This window comes from Streptomyces sp. NPDC002537, assembly GCF_053594975.1.
Map to the genome: position 1 here is coordinate 64,866 of NZ_JBSFWT010000030.1, position 12,949 is coordinate 77,814.

Genomic DNA, 12,949 nt, shown 5'->3' on the forward strand with positions numbered 1-12,949 from the left:
GCCGGCCCCGGCGAGAATGGGGGCGTGACCAGCCCCCTCCCCACCCCCTCCGGCGGACTCGCCGCACTGCGGCCGCTGCTGCCGTCCCCGCTGGAAGAGCTGCGGGACGAGCGGTTCGAGCGCCGCGGCGTACGGCTGCTGCTCAAGCGCGACGACCTGATACACCCCGAACTGCCGGGCAACAAATGGCGGAAGCTGGAGCCGAACCTGCGGGCCGCCGCCGAGGCGGGCCACCGCACGCTGCTGACCTTCGGCGGCGCGTACTCCAACCATCTGCGGGCGACCGCCGCCGCCGGACGGCTGCTGGGCTTCGCCACGATCGGCATCGTCCGCGGCGAGGAACTCGCCGACCGGCCCCTCAACCGGTCCCTCGCCCGCTGCGCCGCCGACGGGATGCGGCTGCGCTTCGTCGACCGCGGCACGTACCGCCGGAAGGCGGAGCCCGGCGTCCTGGCCGCGCTCGCGGGCGACTCCTTCGTGATCCCCGAGGGCGGCAGCAACGCGGCGGCCGCGCGCGGCTGCGCCGAACTCGGCCGGGAGCTCCGCGGCACCACGGACACCGTCGCGATCGCCTGCGGCACCGGCGGCACGCTCGCCGGCCTCGCGGCCGGGCTGTCCCCGGCCCAGCGGGCGATCGGCTTCCCGGTGCTCAAGGGAGGATTCCTGGGCGCCGAGACAGCGCGCCTGCAGGAGGAGGCCTTCGGCGGCCCACGGGGCGACTGGCGGCTGGACGAGCGCTTCCACTGCGGCGGTTACGCGCGGGTCCCCCAGGAGCTTCTGTCGTTCGCGGAGGATTTCGAGGCCCGGCACGGGGTGCCGCTGGAGCGGCTGTACGTGGCGAAGATGCTGTACGGCCTGACGGCCTTGGCTTCGGAAGGGGCCTTCGCCCGGGGCACGATGGTGACGGCGGTCGTCACGGGGGCCCCGGAGGCGGAGAGCATCCCTTCCTGAACTGGGGGAGACCCCCAGACCCCCAAAGCGGCTCCGCCGCTTGTCCTCAAACTCCCCCAGCTACCTCCCCCAGACTCCGTCCGGGGGGACCCCCAGGAGGTGCCCCCAGGACGGGCTGATTTCACGGACCGTGGCAGCAGAACTGTGGCCCGCGGATGCAAGGCCACGGCCGGCACATCCAGCCCGTCCGGCGATTGAGGACGCGGCCGCAGGCCGCCTCCGCCGCAGGCGGCAGACGGCCCGCAGGCGGAGGGGTCCGGGGTACGCCCCGCAGGCGGCGAACCAGCCCGCAGGCGGGGGGGCCGGGGGACTCCCCCGGTTCCGGGAAGGGGCGGGGCTGGGGAACAAGCCCGCCGCTGGGGGTACCTCCCGGACGGAGCCTGGGGGAGGCAACGGCGGGGCACCCGAAAAGCAGGGGCAGCAGCCTGCCTCATGCCGACTCCTCGCGGTAAGCGGCGGCCTCCTCAAGGTCCAGCCTCCGCAAAAGCGTCCGCAGCATCTCGTCGTCGATGCGCCGCGCGTCCCGCAACGCCACGAAAACCTCCCGCTCGGCCCCGATCATCTCCCGCGCCAGCCGGCGGTACGTGTCGTCCGCCGACTCGCCGGTCACCTCGTTGACCGCCCCCAGCCGTTCCCACACCGCGTTGCGCCGCCGTTCCAGCACCGACCGGAGGCGGTCGGCGAGCGGGTCGGGGAGGGCGTTGCGGGAGTCGGCGAGGAGGGCGTCGAGGCGGCGCTCCGCGGCGACGGAGGCCTCGCTCTGCGCCTGCGCTTCGGCGAGGGTCTCGGCGCTCGCGTCCGGGACGGGCAGCCGGAGCCGCCGGATGAGCGGCGGCAGGGTGAGGCCCTGCACCACCAGGGTGCCGATGACGGTGGTGAAGGTGAGGAAGAGGATCATGGTGCGCCCCGGGAAGGGCTCGCCGCTGTGCGTGGTCACGGGGATCGAGAAGGCGATGGCGAGGGAGACGACCCCGCGCATCCCGGCCCAGCCGACGACGAACGGCGCCTTCCAGGTGGTGTCGGGCTCCCGTTCGCGGATGCGGGCGGAGAGCGCGCGCGGCAGGAACGTCGCGGGGAAGACCCAGACGAAGCGGGCGGCCACGACGGCGGCGAAGACGGCGGAGGCGTACCAGAGGGCGGCCTGCCCCAGCCCCGCGCCCAGGCCGCGCATCACCACGGGGAGCTGGAGCCCGATGAGCGCGAACACGGCCGATTCCAGGATGAAGGCGACCATCCGCCAGACCGCGGCCTCCTGCAGCCGGGTCGCGAAGTCGACCTGCCAGGAGCGGTGCCCGAGGTAGAGCGCGACGACCACGACGGCGAGCACCCCGGACGCCCCGACCCCCTCGGCGGCGGCGTAGGCGGCGAAGGGGATGAGGAGGGAGAGGGTGTTCTGGAGGAGGGGTTCGCGCAGCCGCTTGCGCAGCCAGTGCAGCGGCACCATGAGCAGCAGCCCGACCCCGATGCCGCCGACCGACGCGAGGGCGAACTCGCGGACGCCCTGGCCCCAGGTGGCGCCCTCCCCCACCGCGGCGGCGAGCGCCACCTTGTAGGCGGTGATCGCGGTGGCGTCGTTCACCAGGGATTCGCCCTGGAGGATCGTGGTGATGCGGGAGGGCAGTCCGAGGCGGCGGGCGATCGCGGTGGCGGCGACGGCGTCGGGCGGGGCGACGACGGCGCCGAGCACCAGCGCGGCGGTGAGCGACAGTCCGGGCACGACCAGGTAGGCGGCGTAGCCGACGGCGAGGGTCGCGAAGAGCACGTAGCCGACCGAGAGGAGGGCCACGGGCCGGATGTTGGCCCGCAGGTCGAGGTACGAGCTGTCGAGCGCGGCCGTGTGCAGCAGGGGCGGCAGCAGCAGCGGGAGCACGATGCCGGGGTCGAGGGTGTACTCGGGCACGCCGGGCACGTAGGAGGCGACGAGCCCGACGGCGACGAGCAGCAGGGGCGCGGGCACGGGGGTGCGCCGGGCGGCCCCGGCGACCGCGGCGCTGGCCGCGATCAGCATCAGCAGTGGCATGACGTCCATCGGTCCCGGCCACTCTCCGTTCGAAGCCCTCGGCAGTGCGCTCTAGTCTGGCAATCATGAGCGAGTGCCCGCACGTTCCCGAGCTGCCGCGCCCCGAGCCCGAGCCGCGCAGCGCGACCTGCCCGGAGTGCGCGGCCGCGGGCAGCCACCCCGTACAGCTGCGGTTGTGCCTGGTCTGCGGGCATGTGGGCTGCTGCGACTCCTCGCCGTACCGGCACGCGACCGGCCACTTCGAGGAGACCGGGCACGCGGTGATGCGGAGCTTCGAGCCGGGGCAGAGCTGGCGCTGGTGCTACACGCATCAGCGGATCGTCTGAGGGCGGACAGCGAGTGTTCCGGTTGCCGGAGCGCTGTCACCGCCGACCGCTAGCATGCAGACATGATCCGACCCGCCACCCCCGCCGACGTTCCCGTCGTGCACGCCATGATCCGTGAACTGGCGGCGTACGAACGGGCGCTGGAGGACGCGAAGGCGACCGAGGAGCAGCTGGGCGAGGCCCTGTTCGGGGCGGATCCGGCGGTCTTCGCGCTGATAGCGGAGAGTGACGAAGCCGTTGTCGAGGGCGGGATCGCGGCGGGCGACCCGGTAGGTTTCGCGCTCTGGTTCCGTAACTTCTCCACCTGGACGGGTACGCACGGTATCTATCTGGAGGATCTCTACGTACGGCCGGAGGCGCGCGGCGCCGGGCACGGCAAGGCGCTGCTCGCCACCCTCGCGCGGATCTGCGTGGACCGCGGCTACCGGCGTTTCGAGTGGTCAGTGCTGGACTGGAACGCGCCCTCGATCGCGTTCTACAAATCGCTGGGCGCCGAGCCGATGCACGAGTGGACGGCTCAACGGCTGTCCGGAGAACCGCTCCACACTCTTGCGGCGCTCGCGCAGAGTGACGAAAATCCCAACGAGGCGACTGCTCTTTCGATTTGAGACCGCAAGCCCCTAGCCACTGTCCGTGCTCATGGGTTTACCATGAGTGACAGTCGCGGGGCTGCTCCACAGAACCGCAGATCGCGATAGCGTCGCAGCCGGACCATGTGCCGCACCGGGCCGCGCAAAACCCTTCGCCCGAAGGGCGGGAACGCGGGGCCGGTGCTCGTAACAGCTCAAGAAGCTTGTGCCACCTTGGAGGTGAGGGTGTCCCAGATCGCAGGCGAGCCCGGGACCCAGGACTTCGTGGAAGTCCGGCTGCCCGCTGCGGGTGCCTACCTGTCGGTGCTGCGGACGGCGACTGCCGGCCTCGCGGCCCGCTTGGACTTCACCCTCGACGAGATCGAGGACTTGCGCATCGCGGTGGACGAGGCGTGCGCGATCCTTCTGCAACAAGCCGTACCCGGCTCCGTCCTCAGCTGCGTCTTCCGCCTCGTGGGCGACGCGCTGCGGGTGACCGTCTCGGCACCCACGACGGACGGCCGCGCGCCCGAGCGCGACACCTTCGCCTGGACGGTGCTCTCCGCCCTGGCCGGTGAGGTCGACTCGACGGTCGCGGACGACCGTACGGTCAGCATCAGCCTGCACAAGAAGCGCGGCGCCGGCCCCGGACAGCCGTGACGGAAGAGGGGGCTCCGTGAGTACTGCATCGTCGCGGGGAGTGCGTACCCCGGCCATCCCGCAGCAGCCCGCCCGGCCGCTGCCGACGGAGCCGGGTGATCCGGTGACGCCGACGCCGGGCGAGGCGTGCGACCCACCAGAGCGGGCGGACCACATGGAACAGCACCAGCAACAACAGTGGCATCAGCACCCCACCGCGCAGGACCGCAGTGGGGCCCGCGCCCTGTTCATCGAGCTGCGGGCGCTGCCGGACGGCTCGCTCGAGCGCGCCGAACTGCGCAATCACCTCGTGCAGATGCACCTGCCGCTGGTGGAGCACCTGGCGCGGCGGTTCCGCAACCGCGGTGAGCCGCTCGACGACCTCACCCAGGTCGCCACGATCGGGCTGATCAAGTCCGTGGACCGGTTCGACCCCGACCGCGGGGTGGAGTTCTCCACCTATGCGACGCCCACGGTCGTGGGCGAGATCAAGCGGCACTTCCGGGACAAGGGCTGGGCGGTCCGGGTGCCGCGCCGTCTCCAGGAGCTGCGGCTGGCCCTGACCACCGCCACCGCGGAGCTCTCCCAGCGGCACGGCCGCGCCCCCACCGTGCACGAGCTCGCCGAGCAGCTGGGGATCTCCGAGGAGGAGGTGCTGGAGGGGCTGGAGTCCGCCAACGCCTACAGCACCCTCTCCCTGGACGTCCCCGATACGGACGACGAGTCCCCGGCGGTCGCGGACACCCTGGGCGCCGAGGACGAGGCGCTTGAGGGCGTCGAGTACCGCGAGTCCCTCAAGCCGCTGCTGGAGGATCTGCCGCCGCGCGAGAAGAAGATCCTGCTGCTGCGGTTCTTCGGCAATATGACCCAGTCGCAGATCGCGCAGGAGGTCGGCATCTCCCAGATGCACGTCTCCCGGCTGCTGGCCCGCACTCTCGCCCAGCTGCGCGACCGGCTGCTGATCGAGGAGTAGCGGAGCAGCGGGCGGCCGCCGCCGTCCGGCAAGCGGGTGCCCCCCTGGGGGCACCGCGCGTCAGCCCTCCCGCGGGCCGATGCCGAGGGCCTCGGTCGCGGTGGGGTTCACCAGCAGCACCAGCGCGGCCACGGCCACCAGCGCCAGTGCCACGCCCGCCGCGAGCAGCGTGCCACCGGCGTTGCCGAGCGTCCAGGCGACGGGCAGCGCCATGATCTGCGTGATCATGGCGGGGCCCCGGCTCCAGCGCTTCAGCTGCCACAGCCCCCGCGCCGCGGCCAGCGGCAGCACGGCCAGGACGAGCACGGTCACCGCGAGCATCTCCGCCTGCTGGGGGCTCTGCGGCTTCCCGGCGATGCCCATGACCAGCAGGTACACCCCGCTGATCAGAAGCGTCACGCCCTCCAGCGCGGTGAGCGCGGCGGCCCCCGTCAGCCTGCCCGGCCGCGGGGCGGCGGGCCCGGCGACGGCGGGGGTCGCGGGGGTGCGGGACGGCTCGCCCGCGCGGCTCACCCGGCCGTCGCGGGAGCTCTTACGGGCGGACTTCGGGGCGGACTGCTTGCTGCTCACCCCGTCAGGGTAGCCCTGGCGCATTCCGTGGCGGGTCCGCTCGATCCGGCTGTGAGCCACGGGACACCAGTGGATCGCGGGCCGGGGATGGGTCGTGTACCGACAGGTAGGTAGGCTGGCGCGCATGCGTGCGCTTCTTGTGGTCAATCCGTCGGCCACCACCACCAGTGCCCGTACCCGTGACGTCCTGACGCACGCGCTCGCCAGCGACCTCAAGCTGGAGGTCGCCACCACCGAGTACCGGGGGCACGCCCGGGACCTCGCCCGCCGGGCCGCGGAGGACGGCAGCACCGGCCTGGTGGTCGCGCTCGGCGGTGACGGCACGGTCAACGAGGTGGTCAACGGACTCCTCCACAACGGCCCCGATCCGGGCCTGCCCCGCCTCGCCGTGGTGCCCGGCGGCTCGACCAACGTCTTCGCCCGCGCGCTGGGGCTGCCCAACGACGTGGTGGAGGCCACGGGCGCGCTCCTGGACGCGTTGCGCGACGGCACCGAGCGCACGGTCGGCCTCGGCCTCGCGGCGGGCACCCCGGGCACGGTGGACGAGGGTGTTCCGTCCCGCTGGTTCACCTTCTGCGCCGGCTTCGGATTCGACGCCGGCGTCGTGGGCCGGGTGGAACAGCAGCGTGAGCGTGGCAAGCGTTCGACACACGCTCTGTATGTGCGACAGGTGATGCGTCAATTCCTCGGCGAACCGAATCGCCGGCACGGCACGATCACCCTCGAACGGCCGGGCGAGGAGCCACTCGAGAATCTCGTCATGTCGATAATCTGCAACACCGCGCCATGGTCGTACCTGGGCAACCGTCCGATCTACGCCTCGCCGCAGGCGTCCTTCGACACCGCCCTTGACGTGCTGGGATTCACCAAGCTGTCCACGGCGGCGGCCGGTCGGCACATCGCTCAGCTGATGACCTCGACGCCCGAACGAGGACCCCGCGGAAAACATGCCGTGTCCTTGCACGACCAGACCGCGTTCACCTTGCATTCGCAGGTTCCACTGCCATTCCAGATGGACGGTGACCACCTGGGACTGCGTACGAGCGTGACGTTCACAGGCGTTCGCCGTGCACTGCGTGTGATTGTGTGAGTGCTAGGGCCCAAAGTCCTTCCAGTCGAACGTTTAGGCTGGGTTCCACCCCCTGGAAGTACGGCTGTGACCTAGCTGACACCGAGGAATCAAAAAAAACTTTCCAGAAGGGGTTGTATCCGCAGCCGAGGTTTGCGAGTCTCTTCATGGCGATCGGGACGGCCACTCATCCAGGCTCCCCGGTATCGCCCGAACCCCCTCCCTTTTCTTTGGACTACCCCAGTTCCGGCTGGGCGTCAGCCCTTCCCTTGCGGGGGGATTCGTGAAAGCGTTCACATTCACAAGCAACGTAGCCGCAATACGAGGAGATGGAGCAGCCATGGACTGGCGTCACAACGCCGTTTGCCGCGAGGAAGACCCCGAGCTGTTCTTCCCCATCGGCAACACCGGTCCTGCGCTGCTGCAGATCGAGGAAGCCAAGGCCGTCTGCCGCCGCTGCCCCGTCATGGAGCAGTGCCTGCAGTGGGCGCTCGAGTCCGGCCAGGACTCCGGCGTCTGGGGTGGCCTCAGCGAGGACGAGCGCCGCGCCATGAAGCGCCGCGCCGCCCGCAACCGGGCGCGCAACGCGACCGCCTGACCCACCCCTCGGCCCCCGAGCCGCAGCGCGCAGTACCCCCCGATGCGCATAGCTTTGAGCCCCGAGCCTTCTGGTTCGGGGCTTTTTGCGTACCCGGAGGCCCTATGCCGGGGTGCGCAAATTCAGCCCGTCCTGGGGGCACCTCCCAGCGGTAGCTGGGGGAGTTTGAGGACGCGCCCGGAGGGCGCTCCCGCCGCAGGCGGCGGACGGCCCGCACCCGGGAGCGGTCAAAAGCTACGGCTTGTGCGCCCGGACCGGCAGGTCCAGGACCACCTTCGTGCCGCCCCCGGCGGCCGCCCGCATGTCGAACGTGCCGCCCATCTCGCCCTCGACCAGTGTCCGGACGATCTGCAGGCCCAGATTTCCGGCCCGCTGCGGATCGAAGCCTTCCGGCAGGCCCCGGCCGTCGTCCTGGACGGAGATCAGCAGTCGCGCGTCCCGCCGCGTACCGCTCCGGACCGCGGTCACCTCGACGGTGCCCGTCTCGCCCGGCCCGAAGCCGTGTTCCATCGCGTTCTGGAGCAGTTCGGTCAGCACCATCGACAGCGGCGTCGCCACCTCCGCGTCGAGGATGCCGAAGCGGCCCGTGCGGCGGCCGGCGACCCGGCCCGGGGAGATCTCGGCGACCATGGCGAGGACCCGGTCGGCGATCTCGTCGAACTCGACGCGCTCGTCGAGGTTCTGCGACAGCGTCTCGTGGACGATCGCGATCGAACCGACCCGGCGGACCGCTTCCTCCAGCGCTTCGCGCCCCTCGGCGGAGCCGATCCGGCGGGCCTGGAGGCGCAGCAGGGCGGCCACGGTCTGGAGGTTGTTCTTCACCCGGTGGTGGATCTCCCGGATGGTCGCGTCCTTGGTGATCAACTCGCGCTCGCGCCGTCGCAGTTCGGTGACGTCGCGCAGCAGTACGAGTGAACCGATGTGATTTCCCTTGGGTTTGAGGGGGATCGCACGGAGCTGGATGACCCCGTCGCTGCCCTCGACCTCGAACTCGCGCGGCGCCCAGCCGCTGGCCAGTTTCGCGAGACCCTCGTCGACGGGTCCGCGCGAGGGCGCCAACTGAGCGGTGGTCTCGCCCAGATGATGCCCGACGAGGTCGGCGGCGAGCCCGAGGCGGTGGTACGCGGAGAGCGCGTTGGGGCTGGCGTACTGGACGATGCCGGAGGCATCGAGCCTGATCAGGCCGTCACCCGCGCGCGGCGAGGCATCCATGTCGACTTGTTGACCGGGGAACGGGAAGGTCCCGTTCGCGATCATCTGGGCGAGGTCCGAGGCGCTCTGGAGGTAGGTGAGTTCCAGCCGACTCGGCGTCCGTACGGTCAGGAGGTTGGTGTTGCGGGCGATGACCCCGAGCACCCGGCCCTCGCGGCGCACGGGGATGGACTCGACCCGGACGGGCACCTCCTCGCGCCATTCCGGGTCGCCCTCCCGGACGATCCGGCCCTCGTCGAGCGCGGCGTCGAGCATCGGGCGGCGGCCGCGCGGCACGAGGTGGCCGACCATGTCGTCCTGGTAGGAGGTGGGGCCGGTGTTGGGCCGCATCTGGGCGACGGACACATAGCGGGTGCCGTCGAGGGTGGGCACCCACAGGACGAGGTCGGCGAAGGACAGGTCGGAGAGCAACTGCCACTCCGAGACCAGCAGGTGGAGCCACTCCAGGTCGGAGTCGTCCAGGGCGGTGTGCTGGCGTACGAGGTCGTTCATGGAGGGCACGGCTGTGAGCCTACCCGCGCCCGGCGGCCTCATTTTGTTCCACCTGTCGGCTGCAAGGCCATGGACAGTGAAGAATGGTCTAGTCCACAATGAACGAGCAAAGTTTCCGCCTTCCCCGCACAGGAGGGTGGATCGAGGCCCGGCGCACTCTGCCCTGATCGCGCCCCGGGCCTCCGGTCGGCCGTTCCGGCCAGCGGGGCCCGCACACCCCGCGCCACCGGTGGCCGATGTCGGCTCCGGGCTGCGGTGCCGGTCGGGTCGAGGGTCCCGGCCAGGCGCCGCGGCCCGTAGTGACGTCCGGGCACGTCCCGCCTCCACCCCCGCGTCTCTCCCCTACGGCTTATCCCCCGCCACTCCGTTCGACACCTCGGTGGAAGTTTTTTATAGCGGCCGCTAAAGAACCCGTGCTACGTTATTTCTGTAGTGATCGTTAACGAAATCGGGGGACTCCCATGAGCACGCTCAACGGCAGGACGGCACTGGTCACCGGCGGCAGCCGGGGCATCGGGCGGGCGATCGCCGAGCGGCTGGCGCGCGAGGGCGCGACGGTCGCGGTGCACTACGGGCGGGACGAGGCCGCCGCGCTGCAGACGGTGAAGGGGATCGAGGCCGCGGGCGGCCGGGCCTTCCCCATCCGGGCGGAGCTGGGTGTCGAGGGCGACGCCGAGGCCCTCTGGGCGGCCTTCGACGAGCACGCCGAGGGCCTGGACGTCCTGGTCAACAACGCGGGCATCAGCGGTCCGCGCGGGCCGGTCGACGCCGTGACGCGGGAGGGCTTCGACCAGGTCTTCGCGGTCAACGCCGCGGCGCCCTTCTTCGTCACCCGGCTCGGGCTGGAACGGCTGCGCGACGGCGGCCGCATCGTCAATGTGTCGACCGGGCTGACGCGGGGCGCCCGCATGCCGGACCTGGTTCCGTACACCATGGCCAAGGGCGCGCTCGACGCCTTCACCGCCACCCTGGCCAAGGCACTGGGCGGACGCGGCATCACCGTCAACGCGGTCGCGCCGGGCATCGTGGACACCGATATCAACGCCGGCTGGCTGCGCCACCCCGAGGCGTGGGCGCAGGCCGCGGCGATGTCACCCCTCGGACGGGTGGGCGAGCCCCGGGACATCGCCGACATCGTGGCCTTCCTCGCCTCGGACGACAGCCGCTGGATCACGGGCCAGTGGCTCGACGCGACGGGCGGCGGCCTGCTCTGACGACGACGGCCGCCGGGTTCCCGGTCCCGACGGCCACCGCTCGGCGGACCGGACGGCCCGGCGTCCGGCGGGCTCCGCACCCCGGCGGCCCCGCGCAGTCCGTGGCCGGGCCCGCGGGTACGAAAGGTCACGGCCCGGGACCGGAGTCCGAGGCGACGGCGGGACGGCCGCGGTGGCCCGGCAAGCCGGGCGGGGCGGTCCGGCTCCCTAAGGGCTCCCCGAAGGGCTCCGCGCCTAGCGGGTCTCCGTGACCTTCGCGAGGGCGCGGGGCGCGTCCGGGTCCTGGCCGCGGGCGATGGCGATCTCGTGGGCCAGCAGTTGGAGCGGCAGGATCTCCAGGACCGGCTGGACCTCCTCGGCGACGCCCGCCGTCGGCAGGGTGAAGCCCGCCGACGCCTTGGCCACCTCCGCCTCCGCGCCGATGACCATCAGGTCCGCGCCCCGCCCGCGCAGCCGTTCCAGCACCGGTTGCAGTGCCGCTCCCCCTCGGCCCTCGGTGACGACGGCGATGACGGGCGAGATGTTGTCGACCATGGCGAGCGGGCCGTGCAGCAGGTCGGCGCCGGAGTAGGAGAGCGCGGGGATGTAGCTCGTCTCCATCAGCTTCAGCGCCGCCTCCCTGGCCGTGGGGTAGCCGAAGCCGCGCGAGGTGACGACCATCCGCTCCGCGAAGCGGTAGCGCGCGGCGAGCCGCTCGACCTCGGGGGCCCGGTCGAGGATCCGCCGGGCCAGCTCGGGCAGTTCCCGCGCGGCCGCGCCGTCGCCGCCGTGCAGACCCTCGACGAACAGATAGAGGGTGAGCAGCGAGGCGGTGTACGTCTTGGTCGCCGGAAGGGCCCGCTCCGGGCCGGCGAGGATGTCGATGTGGTACTCGGAGACCGCGGCGAGCGGCGAGTCGGCGGTGTTGGTCACCGCGAGGGTGATCGCGCCCGCCTCGCGGGCCGCCCGGGTGGCGGCCACCAGGTCGGGCGAGCCGCCGGACTGGCTGACGGTGACGGCGAGTACGTCGGTGAGGTCGGGCCGGGCTCCGTAGGCCGTCGTGGTCGACATGGACGTCATTCCGCACGGCTTGCCCAGCCGCACCTCCACGAGGTACTTCGCATAGAGGGCTGCGTTGTCGGAGGTGCCTCTCGCCGTGAGCAGTACGAAGCGGGGGCCCCGGGCGGCGATGCGGGCCGCGGTCGCGCGGATCTCCGGGGCGCCTTCGTCGAGGATGCGCCGGAGCACGGCGGGCTGCTCCGCCATCTCGCCGGACATGATCCGGCCCGGCTGCTCCGCCGTCATGGGACCTCCCGGGTGGCCGCCCCTCCAGTCGACCACGGCTGCCCGCCGGGCCGCCACCCGGACCGTCCCACCTCTGTTAGATTGGTCTATACCACCAGTTTCCCCAGGTCCACTCTCCAGATCGGCAGGCCCAGCGTGGAAGTTGTCATCGTCCCGGACGCCAAGGCAGGCGGCGAGCTCATCGCGGAGGCCATGGCGGAACTCCTGCGTCGCAAGCCGGACGCCCTGCTGGGCGTGGCCACCGGCTCCACCCCGCTGCCCATCTACGAGGCGCTGACGGCCAAGGTCCGCGCGGGTGCCGTGGACGCCTCGCGCGCCCGCGTCTGCCAGCTCGACGAGTACGTCGGCCTGCCCGCCGACCACCCGGAGTCCTACCGCTCGGTGGTGCTGCGCGAGGTCGTGCGGCCGCTCGGGCTGACCGAGGACTCCTTCATGGGCCCGGACGGCTCCGCCGAGGACGTCCAGGCGGCCTGCGAGGCGTACGACCGGGCGCTGCCCGAGGCCGGCGGCGTGGACCTCCAGCTGCTCGGCATCGGCACCGACGGGCACATCGGCTTCAACGAGCCGTGCTCCTCGCTCGCCTCCCGTACCCGGATCAAGACGCTGACCGAGCAGACCCGCGTCGACAACGCACGGTTCTTCGACGGCGACATCGACCAGGTGCCCCACCACGTCATCACCCAGGGCATCGGCACCATCCTGGAGGCCCGCCACCTGGTGCTGCTGGCCACCGGCGAGGGCAAGGCCGACGCCGTCGCCGCGACCGTCGAGGGCCCGGTCTCCGCGCTGGTCCCGGCCTCCGCGCTGCAGCTCCACCCGCATGCCACCGTCGTCGTCGACGAGGCCGCGGCCTCCAAGCTGAAGCTGGCGGACTACTTCCGCCACACGTACACCAACAAGCCGACCTGGCAGGGCCTGTAGCCCCTGGGCACCCCGCCGTTGCCGCCTTCGGCGGGAGCGGCCTACGGCCGCGTCCTCAAACGCCCCCCGCGCGGGAATTGGCCGGCGCCCTCGGCACAACACAACACAAAA

At 71.9% G+C, this 12,949-nt stretch carries 13 protein-coding genes; 9 read left to right on the top strand and 4 right to left on the bottom strand.

The genetic code is table 11. From position 1 onward, the window contains the following. The first annotated feature begins 24 nt into the window (after positions 1-24). A complete protein-coding gene (locus tag ACWD4A_RS16235; protein ID WP_451194287.1) occupies positions 25-951 on the top strand; it encodes a 1-aminocyclopropane-1-carboxylate deaminase/D-cysteine desulfhydrase in 927 nt (308 codons plus the stop codon). 430 nt (positions 952-1,381) lie between these two features. On the opposite strand, the gene ACWD4A_RS16240 is transcribed toward ACWD4A_RS16235, so the two are convergent. After that, positions 1,382-2,980: a Na+/H+ antiporter gene (locus ACWD4A_RS16240; protein ID WP_451194289.1), complete on the bottom strand. Its 1,599-nt coding sequence runs from the start codon at positions 2,978-2,980 to the stop codon at positions 1,382-1,384. 56 nt (positions 2,981-3,036) lie between these two features. Here ACWD4A_RS16240 and ACWD4A_RS16245 point away from each other — a divergent pair, with 56 nt between their 5' ends. From ACWD4A_RS16245 to ACWD4A_RS16260, 4 genes are all read left to right on the top strand, one after another. Next, positions 3,037-3,297, top strand: coding sequence for a UBP-type zinc finger domain-containing protein (locus ACWD4A_RS16245; RefSeq protein ID WP_451194291.1), 261 nt, complete (start codon positions 3,037-3,039; stop codon positions 3,295-3,297). Between the two features lie 62 nt (positions 3,298-3,359). Beyond that, complete coding sequence (locus ACWD4A_RS16250; protein WP_451194293.1) at positions 3,360-3,905, top strand: N-acetyltransferase family protein; 546 nt, start codon at positions 3,360-3,362, stop codon at positions 3,903-3,905. Between the two features lie 207 nt (positions 3,906-4,112). Continuing rightward, a complete protein-coding gene (locus tag ACWD4A_RS16255) occupies positions 4,113-4,526 on the top strand; it encodes an ATP-binding protein (protein WP_116213824.1) in 414 nt (137 codons plus the stop codon). Between the two features lie 16 nt (positions 4,527-4,542). Continuing rightward, the gene (locus ACWD4A_RS16260; protein ID WP_451194295.1) at positions 4,543-5,478 is read left to right on the top strand and encodes an RNA polymerase sigma factor SigF; all 936 of its coding nucleotides are present in this window, start codon (positions 4,543-4,545) and stop codon (positions 5,476-5,478) included. A 60-nt stretch (positions 5,479-5,538) separates the two neighbouring features. On the opposite strand, the gene ACWD4A_RS16265 is transcribed toward ACWD4A_RS16260, so the two are convergent. Further along, positions 5,539-6,048, bottom strand: coding sequence for a hypothetical protein (locus tag ACWD4A_RS16265; RefSeq protein WP_451194297.1), 510 nt, complete (start codon positions 6,046-6,048; stop codon positions 5,539-5,541). 124 nt (positions 6,049-6,172) lie between these two features. Here ACWD4A_RS16265 and ACWD4A_RS16270 point away from each other — a divergent pair, with 124 nt between their 5' ends. Further along, positions 6,173-7,138 carry a diacylglycerol/lipid kinase family protein gene (locus ACWD4A_RS16270; protein ID WP_451194299.1) on the top strand — a complete coding sequence of 322 codons (966 nt, stop codon included), beginning with the start codon at positions 6,173-6,175 and terminating at the stop codon, positions 7,136-7,138. 319 nt (positions 7,139-7,457) lie between these two features. Continuing rightward, a complete protein-coding gene (locus ACWD4A_RS16275) occupies positions 7,458-7,715 on the top strand; it encodes a WhiB family transcriptional regulator (protein WP_004937597.1) in 258 nt (85 codons plus the stop codon). Between the two features lie 234 nt (positions 7,716-7,949). On the opposite strand, the gene ACWD4A_RS16280 is transcribed toward ACWD4A_RS16275, so the two are convergent. Then, entirely contained in the window at positions 7,950-9,419 is a 1,470-nt protein-coding gene (locus tag ACWD4A_RS16280) for a sensor histidine kinase (RefSeq protein ID WP_451194311.1), read from the bottom strand. Between the two features lie 461 nt (positions 9,420-9,880). On the opposite strand from ACWD4A_RS16280, the gene ACWD4A_RS16285 reads away from it, so the two are divergent. Further along, complete coding sequence (locus ACWD4A_RS16285; protein WP_451194301.1) at positions 9,881-10,633, top strand: SDR family NAD(P)-dependent oxidoreductase; 753 nt, start codon at positions 9,881-9,883, stop codon at positions 10,631-10,633. A gap of 234 nt (positions 10,634-10,867) precedes the next feature. Here the strand turns inward: ACWD4A_RS16285 and ACWD4A_RS16290 are convergent, their stop codons facing one another. Further along, positions 10,868-11,917 (bottom strand): SIS domain-containing protein, encoded by a 1,050-nt coding sequence (locus tag ACWD4A_RS16290; protein WP_451194303.1) that lies wholly within the window; start codon positions 11,915-11,917, stop codon positions 10,868-10,870. Between the two features lie 135 nt (positions 11,918-12,052). On the opposite strand from ACWD4A_RS16290, the gene nagB reads away from it, so the two are divergent. After that, the gene (nagB, locus tag ACWD4A_RS16295; protein ID WP_451194305.1) at positions 12,053-12,838 is read left to right on the top strand and encodes a glucosamine-6-phosphate deaminase; all 786 of its coding nucleotides are present in this window, start codon (positions 12,053-12,055) and stop codon (positions 12,836-12,838) included. The last annotated feature ends 111 nt before the right edge of the window (positions 12,839-12,949 follow it).

Excerpts from the sequence above, each read along its gene's own strand:
- ACWD4A_RS16280 (WP_451194311.1), bottom strand. The coding sequence starts at position 9,419 with ATGAACGACCTCGTACGCCAGCACACCGCCCTGGACGACTCCGACCTG.
- ACWD4A_RS16250 (WP_451194293.1), top strand. The coding sequence starts at position 3,360 with ATGATCCGACCCGCCACCCCCGCCGACGTTCCCGTCGTGCACGCCATG.
- ACWD4A_RS16285 (WP_451194301.1), top strand. The coding sequence starts at position 9,881 with ATGAGCACGCTCAACGGCAGGACGGCACTGGTCACCGGCGGCAGCCGG.
- ACWD4A_RS16240 (WP_451194289.1), bottom strand. The coding sequence starts at position 2,980 with ATGGACGTCATGCCACTGCTGATGCTGATCGCGGCCAGCGCCGCGGTC.
- ACWD4A_RS16290 (WP_451194303.1), bottom strand. The coding sequence starts at position 11,917 with ATGACGGCGGAGCAGCCGGGCCGGATCATGTCCGGCGAGATGGCGGAG.
- ACWD4A_RS16270 (WP_451194299.1), top strand. The coding sequence starts at position 6,173 with ATGCGTGCGCTTCTTGTGGTCAATCCGTCGGCCACCACCACCAGTGCC.
- ACWD4A_RS16275 (WP_004937597.1), top strand. The coding sequence starts at position 7,458 with ATGGACTGGCGTCACAACGCCGTTTGCCGCGAGGAAGACCCCGAGCTG.
- ACWD4A_RS16245 (WP_451194291.1), top strand. The coding sequence starts at position 3,037 with ATGAGCGAGTGCCCGCACGTTCCCGAGCTGCCGCGCCCCGAGCCCGAG.